This is a genomic window from Alteromonas abrolhosensis, from assembly GCF_001953635.1.
In the GTDB taxonomy this organism is placed as follows: Bacteria; Pseudomonadota; Gammaproteobacteria; order Enterobacterales; family Alteromonadaceae; genus Alteromonas; species Alteromonas abrolhosensis.
The window spans coordinates 104,602-115,324 of record NZ_MEJH01000013.1; the positions used below are offsets into that span (position 1 = coordinate 104,602).

The 10,723-nt window shown below is 46.2% G+C and carries 10 protein-coding genes; 8 read left to right on the top strand and 2 right to left on the bottom strand.

The window, feature by feature from the left end:
• Nucleotides 1-290: 290 nt before the first annotated feature.
• Nucleotides 291-701, top strand: a complete 411-nt coding sequence (locus BGK61_RS16630; protein ID WP_014978142.1) for a methylglyoxal synthase — start codon at nt 291-293, stop codon at nt 699-701.
• 145 nt (nt 702-846) lie between these two features.
• Here the strand turns inward: BGK61_RS16630 and BGK61_RS16635 are convergent, their stop codons facing one another.
• A complete protein-coding gene (locus BGK61_RS16635; protein WP_014997133.1) occupies nt 847-1,728 on the bottom strand; it encodes a Spy/CpxP family protein refolding chaperone in 882 nt (293 codons plus the stop codon).
• Nucleotides 1,729-1,984: 256 nt separating this feature from the next.
• Here BGK61_RS16635 and BGK61_RS16640 point away from each other — a divergent pair, with 256 nt between their 5' ends.
• From BGK61_RS16640 to BGK61_RS16670, 7 genes are all read left to right on the top strand, one after another.
• A complete protein-coding gene (locus tag BGK61_RS16640; protein WP_044556900.1) occupies nt 1,985-2,698 on the top strand; it encodes a response regulator transcription factor in 714 nt (237 codons plus the stop codon).
• Nucleotides 2,698-4,059, top strand: coding sequence for an ATP-binding protein (locus BGK61_RS16645; RefSeq protein WP_076012821.1), 1,362 nt, complete (start codon nt 2,698-2,700; stop codon nt 4,057-4,059). The genes BGK61_RS16640 and BGK61_RS16645 overlap by 1 nt, the downstream gene beginning before the upstream one ends.
• Nucleotides 4,060-4,123: 64 nt before the next feature.
• Complete coding sequence (locus tag BGK61_RS16650) at nt 4,124-5,101, top strand: alpha/beta fold hydrolase (RefSeq protein ID WP_014997136.1); 978 nt, start codon at nt 4,124-4,126, stop codon at nt 5,099-5,101.
• A 153-nt stretch (nt 5,102-5,254) separates the two neighbouring features.
• The gene (trmL, locus tag BGK61_RS16655; RefSeq protein ID WP_014975499.1) at nt 5,255-5,719 is read left to right on the top strand and encodes a tRNA (uridine(34)/cytosine(34)/5-carboxymethylaminomethyluridine(34)-2'-O)-methyltransferase TrmL; all 465 of its coding nucleotides are present in this window, start codon (nt 5,255-5,257) and stop codon (nt 5,717-5,719) included.
• A 115-nt stretch (nt 5,720-5,834) separates the two neighbouring features.
• The gene (locus BGK61_RS16660; protein ID WP_014997137.1) at nt 5,835-7,070 is read left to right on the top strand and encodes an efflux RND transporter periplasmic adaptor subunit; all 1,236 of its coding nucleotides are present in this window, start codon (nt 5,835-5,837) and stop codon (nt 7,068-7,070) included.
• A gap of 1 nt (nt 7,071) precedes the next feature.
• Nucleotides 7,072-9,042, top strand: a complete 1,971-nt coding sequence (locus BGK61_RS16665) for a MacB family efflux pump subunit (protein ID WP_076012919.1) — start codon at nt 7,072-7,074, stop codon at nt 9,040-9,042.
• A gap of 4 nt (nt 9,043-9,046) precedes the next feature.
• On the top strand, nt 9,047-10,456 hold the full coding sequence (locus BGK61_RS16670) for a TolC family protein (protein ID WP_076012918.1): 1,410 nt from the start codon (nt 9,047-9,049) through the stop codon (nt 10,454-10,456).
• A gap of 55 nt (nt 10,457-10,511) precedes the next feature.
• Here the strand turns inward: BGK61_RS16670 and BGK61_RS16675 are convergent.
• Nucleotides 10,512-10,723: integrase core domain-containing protein (locus BGK61_RS16675; protein ID WP_157888798.1), on the bottom strand; the 212-nt coding region annotated here is incomplete at its 5' end.

Genomic DNA, 10,723 nt, shown 5'->3' on the forward strand with positions numbered 1-10,723 from the left:
AAAATGTATAAATATTTTAAGTCGGTGGTGTGGCGTCTACGCAATAAAAAATGTAGCTAATAATATATTTATAGTTGTTACAGTAAGTTGACAAGTTGCCCGTTTGAACTGAATATTTATACTCACTTCGACATACGGTGCATTAACAGTCTTCGTTATCGATGAACATTGCTTTTAATAATGCGCGGGGAAAACGCTGGCAGTAGCTTTTAACAGAACTCAGATGGGACGTTAATGGCTGTCGTCAGTGGGCTTAAGCATTGGTTGTTGGGATTAACTCGGAAAATAAAATGGGCAAACTTACCTTGGCGCTTGTTGCGCACGATCATAAAAAGCCTGAGCTACTAGCTTGGGTTAAGCAGCACATAGAGGTGCTTAAACAATGTAATTTAGTGGGCACAGGCACCACAGGCGGCTTGGTTGCCAAAGAAACTGGACTGGAAGTTACACGCTATAAAAGTGGTCCTCTAGGGGGAGATCAGCAAATAGGAGCGCTCATCGCCGAAAATAAGCTAGATGCACTTTTCTTTTTCTGGGACCCGCTGAATCCAGCGCCTCACGACCCTGACGTTAAAGCGCTGTTACGTCTATGTTCGGTATGGAATGTACCAGTCGCCTGCACACCAGCCACAGCTGACCTAGTAATAACGTCGCCGCTTTTTTTGTCACCCGACTACAAGCCAGTTAAACCGAATTTTTAGCAGTCAGCTTTTAGCTCAAATTCGGTGACGTCAAACATTGTGGGTGAAGCGCAGTTTAATAGAAAGTCAGCAGGTTGAAAGCCAGCCATAAAAAAGGCTGGCCAAGGCCAGCACTTTTTACGGTGGGTTAGGGTGTTACTGAAGATTATGAACGCAGTAAATCACGTAGTTTTCGGCAATCTTCGCGCTGCGCTTTTAACTCAGCTTTCTGTTCAGGCGTTAATACGGCAAACATGGCTTGGCGCTGTTTGGCCTTTTCAACACCTGCACTGATAAGGTCTTCTTTGTACTGGGCAACAAGCGCGTTCCACGTATCTTGTGAAAAAGACGAACTTCTAATCAGGTCACGTTGGGCATCTTTAAAGCTACGCAGTGTTTCTCTGTTCGCATTGGATGTGTCCTTGAATGATTCACGAAGCTCAGCAAGATTTGCCAACTGGTCATCGGTCAGGTCAATGCCTTTGAACGGCGTGCCATTGCGCTGGTGATCTCTGTCGCCTCTTTCACCTTTACCGTGATCGCGGAATTTTTTGCCTTTACCTTCACCATCCATGCGTTTTGCAAACTGTGATTTTCGCTCGTTAGATGCGTCGCGGCGCTTTTCACCTTTCGCTGCTCTTTTTTCTTCCCTACTTTCCTCACGCGTCAGGACTTTCGCTTGCTGCTCTTCACTTAGCACATTAAATATATTGTGGCGTAGTTGAGCAAGCGCAAAATGTTTCGACTCTCGCTCTTCAAACTGAGTTTCTATAAAAGCACTGATTTGTGCCTCAGAAGCGGTTTCAAAATCGAAATCTGGCTTTTCACTATCTTGATATTCAACTCGAGGGTTAGCGTCTTTAAATGCGCTTACGAGTGTTTTTATCTCTTCGCGTTGTACGTCACTTAAGCTTAAACCGCGAAGGTGTTTAACAATTTCTTTAACCGGTTCATGGTGACGCATACCTGGGCCTGCTGGCTGCGCCAACGCAAATCCACCTAAACTAATCGCCGCTACAGTTGCACTAGCAATTAATAACTTTTTCATTGTCGTCTCCTTTTTGTTCGGACACGTTAATCCTAGCGTGATAAATACAAAAAGCAGTCAACGCACTGTAAAGCTTCTGTAAAGGTGATGCCGTTTTGTGATTGTAGAGGTCTGAAAAGATATAGTATGCGTTTGTCAGTGTTTTTCGTTGAATTTAGACAAAACTCACCACAAACGTAGGTTGAAGTTTATAAAAATTACAGGCACTTTCATGAATCAAAGGTCAGCAGTTACAACCGTTAAAGAGTTTAATACCATGAGTTCAGATTTTCATTTGCAGTCTATCCTTGTTATCGATGATGACCTTGAGCTGACAGAAATGCTTTCTGCGTATCTGTCGAGTATGGGGTATCAGGTGCAAGTGCGTAACGACGGTGAAGAAGGGTTATCTGAGGCTGTGTCTGGCCGTCATTACGACCTTATTTTGCTGGATGTGATGATGCCTAAAATGGACGGGTTTGACGTATTGAAAAAGCTGCGTGCTAGCCACAGCACACCTGTGCTTATGCTGACTGCAAGAGGCGATGATTACGACCGTATATTGGGTCTGGAAATGGGCGCTGATGATTACTTACCAAAACCGTTTAACCACCGTGAGCTGGTGGCGCGAATAAAAGCGATTGTGCGTCGCCATAATCTTTCCGCTTCAGGAGGCGCTGTGGAACAGGACTTATTTGTGAATGGCATCTTTTTAAGCCCAAGTAGTCAGCTTGCTAAAGTGGACGATGTGGAATTAACGCTAACCACAACCGAGTTCTTAATTTTGCGCCTATTAATGCTTAACGCCGCTCAGCGAGTAACGAAAGAAGAAATAAGTTTAAAGATTCTTGGCAAGCCTCTGCAAGCTTTCGACAGAAGCATTGATATGCATGTTAGTAACTTGCGAAAGAAAATCAGTGCGGTAGCCGTTGATGAAAAAATCAAAACCATTCGCGGAGTAGGGTATATGTTAATTGTTGGAAACCATTAATGGTAAAACTGTTACGCAGCATCAGCCCAACAAGGGCCATCATGGGCCGATTATTTCTTTGGTTTTGGGCAACGTTCATTGTTACATCGCTTTTGGCCATTTGGGGAAGTCGCCTCTTTTTTGAAGACCTTCAAGTTGTGCAAATCAAGCCCCGTGAAGTGGAAGATTTAAACCAGGCTATTGAGCGAATGCAGCGCGAGCGCTTTCAAAATGTACCGTTACATGAAGCACTTGATCGCAATTCACGTGGTATAAGAGGTAGGCTGGTGGCTGTCGATATTCGCGACAACCGTCTTGTCTCAGGGGGCGGCCCTCCTCTTCGCGATAATGATAAAGAAGATTTGCTACGTCTAGTCAATCAAACTTCTCCAATTGCGGTAAAGCGGGGCGCATTTAAAATTTTAGGACCCGTTTTCTTCGAGCGAGACAATTCACGCTTCGCGCTTTTTGCGGTAAAGCTTGATATGCCAGAGAAGCAAACCCCTCCCGTTCTGTTGTTTTTGGCGATAGCACTCATAACGACTACGCTTTTGAGTTGGTTATTTGCTAAAACGCTGACCAACCCTATTTTGAATATTCAAGGTTCAGCAAAACGCTTAGCAAGCGGCGACTGGCAAACACGGGTGGGCAAGGCCGCCAAGCGTCAGGATGAGTTAGGGCAGTTGGCGCGCGACTTTAACAAAATGGCAGAGCAGCTCGAATCAATGTGGGGCGCGCAAAAGCGATTATTAGCTGATGTCTCTCACGAACTTCGTTCTCCACTGGCGCGATTGCAAATGGCGTTAGGGCTTGCCCATCAGCAAAACGTAGACCCAGCCACCTTATCTCGAGTAGAACGAGAAGCTGACCGAATGGAAGCGCTAGTTAGTCAATTACTCACACTTAGTCGCGCAGAAGCTGGTGAGGCGACCATGCAAAAGCACGCTTTGTCTTTGGTACTTAACGATGTACTGACCGATGCTAACTTTGAAGCTGCAAATAAAAACAAGCAATTAAGAATTGACGATATTCCTAAAAAGACGGTGGTCATCGATAGCATGATGTTTTGTCGTGCTGTGGAGAATGTTCTTCGAAACGCAATACGTCATAGCAAACTCGTCACGCATATAGCGTTTAGCGAAGATGCGCAGCATTGGTATATTCACATTACAGATGACGGAGACGGGCTAACCAGTGAAGAATGTGAACGGATTTTTTCACCGTTTTACAGGGCAACCCTTGCCAGAGAGCGTGAGTCTGGTGGTGTAGGCTTGGGGTTATCCATTGCAAAAGCGGCAGTTGAGTTGCATCATGGTCGCATAATCGCTGAACCTTCTGAGCGCGGCGGACTACGAGTTACTATGTCATTTCCTAAGTTATAATTGAGAAAATTGACAGTGCTCCGTATCCTTACAAAGAGCGCAATTTGACTGTAATAGGGTATTTATGAACTGGACGTTCACGTCTGAAAATAACTTAGCCAGCACCTTTGCCACGCACATTAACCCTTTTTGGCAAAGCAGTGTTACTCAAGGTCACTTCTCTGGGAAAGACAATATCAAGGTACGCTTTGCGCACTGTATCCCAGATTCGCCGCGGGCTACGATCGTAATATGCTCTGGTCGGATCGAATCCTATTTAAAATACAAAGAGTTCATTTACGATCTTTATCAAAATGGATTCGCTGTATTCATCTTAGATCACAGAGGCCAAGGCTTATCAGACAGGATGACCCGCGATCCTCAGCATGGTTATGTTGCCCATTTCGACGACTACGTTGATGACTTCGTCATGTTTGTAGAAACTATTGTAAAGCCACTACAGCAAGGCCCGTTACAGCTGGTATGCCATTCGATGGGCGGCGCCATTGGTGCGCTGACGCTACTGCGTCTTCCGAAATTGTTTTCAAAAGCCGTTTTAGCTTCGCCCATGTTTGGCATTAAACCCGCTCTGCCCAATTGGTTGGCGAATGGCTTAATTCGCACAGGCCTTGCGGTAAACAGGATGAAAAAGAAAGATGCGGGGTACTTCTTTGGTCAAACCCCGTATATTGCGTTTCCTTTTTCACTTAATAAGCTCACCCACAGCAAAACCCGCTATGCCCTGTTTCGTGAGCTGTATGACGAAGAACAGGATATTCAACTTGGCGGCGTGACTACAGAGTGGTTAGCAGCGGCACATCAGGCAATGAATAAAATTGAAAGTAGCGCACGCGCTATTACAACGCCTTCGCTTGTATTAAGTGCAGACGATGACGCGATTATTGATAACAACCGTCAGCGCCGCGTTGCGCAGCTTATGCCAAATGCCAAGCTTGAAATAGTGCCCCGCGCTTACCATGAGCTATTCACCGAGTCTGACGATATTCGCGAGCGCTCCATGGCGCGTATTCTCGACTTTTTGACAGAAGACTCACTTAAATAAGTGTGACTAAGGCTAACATTTAGTTAGGTAACTGTACTTAGCGGTAAGCGCCTTCTATTTCACAGGTAATAAAAGTACGTGCAAGGGTGATGACCAATGGCATTTCGGTATAAAATAAGCGGGTTGTTAACTGTTAAGGTAATTTAAAAAAGCATGCTCGATATCGTCCTCTATCAGCCAGAGATCCCGCCGAATACGGGAAACATCATCCGTTTATGTGCAAACAGTGGCTTTATGTTGCACTTGATTGAGCCTTTGGGGTTTGAATGGGATGATAAACGCGTTCGACGTGCTGGTTTAGATTATCACGAATTTGCTCACGTTAAGCGCCACGCAAGCTTAGACGCTTACCTGAATGATGCTAAGCCAAAACGGGTATTCGCTTGCACAACGAAAGGCAAAGCGTTTCATAGCGATGTGTCTTATCAAAAAGGCGATGCGTTAATTTTCGGACCGGAAACCCGAGGCTTACCAGACGACTATATTCAATCGCTTCCTCCGGAGCAGCGCGTTCGTATACCTATGCTGCCAGATAGTCGCAGTATGAACTTGTCTAATGCGGTATCGGTGTTTGTGTATGAAAGCTGGCGTCAGTTTGGTTACGAGGGTGCTCGTTAGTACTTTCTTTAACGCTTACTGTTTTGCTAAAAACTCTTTTAACCATTCAAATCAGAAGCTTATTCAGCATTTAAAAAGGTCTGTAAAGATAGCGTAAATGTAAAGATTGACTCTCGTGGCGAATCTTTACATTCGCTATATTGCATTCAGTTTTTTATACGGATTGAATGCTTTGAAACTCCCTCTACCCATTAAACTATTGCTTATTGCAATTACTGTATTTGTGCCTGCTTATGCAGTTTATGCATGGCTATACTCACCTCAAACAAATACCGAGTATCTCTTTCAAGGTGCAGAGATACGTGACATAGAATTAAATTTGGTGTCTACAGGCCAGCTTGAGCCTAAACGCTACGTAGAAGTAGGGGCGCAGGTTTCAGGTCAAGTAGACAACATCTATGTAGAAGAAGGGGATATTGTTAAAGAAGGCGATTTGCTGGTAGAGATAGATGCTCGTGTATTTGAAACACAGGTACAAAATTCTCAAGCGGCGCTGGACAGCAAAAAAGCCCAGCTGGCTCAGCTGCGGGCAGAGCGAGAACTCGCTGAAGTGAGAGCGCAGCGCAACCAAAACCTATTTAAGCAAAATGCTGTCAGCCAGGATGTAGTTGTAAGCAGCAACACAGACCTTAAAGTCATCGATAGCAAAATTACAGCGAGTATCGCGCAGATCAAAGCCGACGAGGCCTCGCTGAAAGGGGATATTACTAAGCTAGGATTTGCAAAAATATTTGCGCCAATTTCCGGAACTGTTGCCACGTTACAAGTGCGTGAAGGGCAAACTCTTAATGCCAATCAAAACGCGCCAGTGTTGCTTCAAATTTCCGATTTGTCAGTAATGACGCTTCGGGCTGAAGTCTCCGAAGCCGATGTGCAGAAAATAAAACGCGGTATGCCAGTCTATTTCTCTACCTTGGGCGACAATAAAACCTTCTACCACTCTACCGTGCGACAAGTGCTACCTACACCCACTGTACTTAACGACGTTGTGTTATACCAAGTGCTTATCGATGTAGAGAATCCTGATCGCACGTTAATGGACGCCATGACTACCCAAGTGTTCTTTGTGCAAGAGCAGGAGAAAGGCGCGCTTTCTGTGCCATTAGCGGCGGTTAAAGGGCGCGGTAGTAATCAATTCGTAATGCTTAAACAAGGCGATGATGTGGTTCGTACGCCAGTAAAAGTAGGCATAAAAAATCGAACCCATATTCAAATTATAGAAGGCCTGTCAGAAGGTGATGAAGTGGTTGTCGGTCTAGCTGACGGCACAGCAATGCCGGCCGCGGGTATGCGCAGAGTGCAGGGTGGGCAGCCGCCGTCAGGTCCACCGCGCCGCCGTGACGGGTTCTAATATGTCGTTAATACAACTTGATGGCGTCTCACGCCGCTACAAAACGGAAGGCTTTGAAGTTACCGCATTAGACAAGGTTTCGTTATCAATCGATAAGGGTGAATTTGTCGCTATTATGGGGCAGTCGGGGTCGGGTAAGTCGACATTGATGAATATCCTAGGGTGTTTAGACACCCCTTCAGAAGGCGAGTACCGTATTCACGGGCAGTCAGTGTCTTCGTTAAACCCAGACCAGCTTTCAGCTCTTCGCTTGAAAACGTTTGGGTTTGTTTTCCAGCGCTATCAGCTACTGTCGTCGCTAAACGCCACTGAAAACGTGGCGCTGCCAGCAATATACAGCGGTACGCCTAGTGAAGAGCGTACTCAAAAAGCGCAACAGTTGCTTGACAAACTTGGGCTTGCAAGCAGAAAAGAGCACAAGCCCGGAGAGCTTTCTGGTGGCCAACAACAGCGTGTCTCGGTAGCCCGCGCCTTAATTAACGGTGCAGAAGTAATATTAGCCGACGAGCCCACTGGTGCCCTTGACTCGGCTAGTGGAGAGCAGTTACTGGCACTGCTTCGCGAGCTTCACGCAGAAGGGGTGACTATTATTCTTATCACCCACGATAGCGCGGTTGCTGAACATGCCGACAGGCAAATACACTTGCTCGATGGGAAAATTGTAACTGATACCAAAAGCGCTCCACGTAGCCAAGGTGAATCAGTTGAGAAGAATGCGGCTTCAGTGCAGCACGCACATGCTCAAGAGCGCAAATCAGAGCCGGCAATTAAACCTTTTCCAAGTATCTCACTTTTTTCTGCCCTATCTATGGCGTTCACTGCCCTTAGAATGAATTGGTTTAGAACCTTGCTCACACTTTTGGGGATTATTATTGGTGTAGCGGCAGTGGTGACCATGATGGCCATCGGTGAGGGAGGCAAACAGCAGGTACTAGAGCGTATTGAAACCATTGGCACGAACCTAATTTCGATTAGGCCAGGTGGACGAAACATGCGCTCATCCGGAGATATTGCATCGCTGACATTAGCCGATGCCACTGCATTGAAAAGTGTTCCGGGTGTGGCTTATGTCGCGCCGGAAAGAAGTGCAAGGGCAACCATCCGATACAGCGAAAATGATTTTTCAGGACGTATTACAGGCACCACACCTGACTACTTTCATGCTAAAGACTGGGAAATGGCGCAGGGCGTGTTTTTCAGCGATGAAGACGTAACAAATTATGCACCTGTGGTGGTAATTGGAGATACGGTAGCAGAGACCCTGTTTGAAGATAAATATCGGGCAGTAGGCGAGTACATCTTGATGCAAAATGCCTTCTATCAGGTCGTAGGTGTACTTCATTCTAAGGGCGCCAGTGCAGGTGGTAACGATATGGATGACGAAGTGCTCATTCCGGTTACAACTGGCCGTTTGAAGGTATTTGGTCGGGATTACTTAAGCAGCATTACCATAAAGGCAGAAAGTACCGAAGTAGCCACTCAGGTAAAAGACGATGTGCTGGCACTGTTGGTAGAACGTCACGGACAAGAAGACGTGATGGTGCGTACCACAGAGTCACTGGTAGAGGCGGTCACGGAAACGCAAGACACGTTAACTTGGCTCTTGGCGTCTGTTGCTGCCATATCTTTGTTTGTTGGCGGTATCGGTGTAATGAATATCATGCTGGTCAACGTATCTGAGCGTAAGAGGGAGATTGGACTACGCATCGCCACAGGCGCAAAACCTCGCGATATCTTGCGCCAGTTCAATATCGAGGCATGGGTAGTGTGTATCTTGGGTGGTATATTCGGCATTCTTTTGGGCTATTTTGTTGTCCTTATCGTTGCTTCATTCAGTGTGCCTGTCGCCTACACGTTAATGCCGCCCGTTTTGGCTTTTGTCACATCTCTCGCTGTAGGGCTCATTTTTGGTTACGCCCCTGCTCAAAAAGCATCAAAGCTTAATCCTATTGACGCGTTGGCAGAGGAGTAACGCCATGCAATCTTTTCGTTTTTCTGTGTCTCTTGCCGCTCGTTCATTACTGTGCGCGTTCTCTTGTATCGTGCTGACAACAAGCTGCGCTTATTCACCTTCTACTACGCTGCCCGAAACCGACACGCAGGCGTTGCCAACGGTGAAGTCAATGGATGCTACTAATCCGGTAACAACATCTTGGTGGAAAGTGTTCGAGGTTGATGAATTAGTGCCCGTTATGAAGACGCTTGAGAACCAAAACTTAACCCTTAATCAAGCCGAGCAGCGCGTGAAGCGAGCACAGTTTCTGTTGGCGCAAGTTAATGCAGGCGATGTTCCCACTTTAACAGGGAGGGCGTCTGGGCGCAGCGGAAGAGACTTAGATAGTGATCGCTCAAGCCACTCAACCTCAGGCGGCTTGGGGTTGAATTATGACGCGGATATATGGGGCACACGAGACGCGCAGCAGCGCAGCCGTCAGTTAGGTATTGATACTGCACAGTATCAATTTACCGATGCGCTGTTAGACACTCAGGCATTGTTTATAAATACTCTGCTTGAGCAGATTTCACTGCAGTCGCGGCTGTCTATTGCAATGCAAAATGTAGAGATTAGCGAAGCGTTACTAAAGCTAGTTCAAATTCGCTTTGAAGAGGGTGATACTTCAGGTATTGAGGTTTCCCAGCAGCGCAATACGCTGATCAGTGCACAGTCAGAGGTGTTGCGACTTCGCAATAGCCTGACTCTAAATGAACGGGCGTTAGCGGTATTGTTAGGTAATGAGTCTATGCAGCTTAGTACGCCTGAACAACAAGCGCTGCTTTCCCTATCGCTTACCGATTTTTCATTGCCCGAAGTGGCACCTGCGCTGAGTGCTGAGGTGTTAAAGAAGCGCCCAGATATTCAGTTAGCCATAGCACAATTTAAGCAGGCTGATTTAGCGTTTTACGAAGCGTCAGTGGCGGGCCTTCCAGGAATGAGTTTAAGTGCAGATATTGGCGTTAGTGATTTACTGGACTTAGCGCAAGGGTGGACCTTGAGTGCTGCAATAAGCTCAGCAGCAATCCTGTTCGATGGCGGTAGATTAGAAGCTGCAGAAAATGCGGCGAAAACCGACGTGGATTTAGCAATATTACAGTATCAACAGACTGTGCTTAGCGCGATAGAAGCGTTGTTAAATAGCCAAACTAATTTGGCATTTAATCAACAAAACTACCGCTATGCGTTAGCGTCACTCGAGAACAATCAGCAGCTTTATCATCTTGCGGATATTCGCTACAAAGCCGGTGACACTGACTTTCTGAATTTGCTCAATGCCCAGCGTAGCTTTTTCTCGGCAAGACAATCCGTGATCAGTAATTATCAAGCCGTACTCTCTTCTGTTGTTGCCACGTATAGAGAAAGTGCAGGCGCCGACATTACTTCGTCATAGCTTTTAGCTTTTCTCAACTATGACTAGTCCTGAAATAGGTTGACACTTATTTCGGTTAAAACGCCCGATGTATTTCATCGGGCGTTTTGTATTTAAGGGCCAGATGTGGCCTCCTACCATTATAGATAGCTACTGACTCTGCAACCATCTTTCTCGCTTCTTCTAAATCTCTTGGCTTATGGAGTAAGTATTCATTTTTAAGAATACCGTTTATCCGCTCTGCAAGGGCGTTTTGATAGCAGTCGTAGCCATCTGTCATTGAGCACT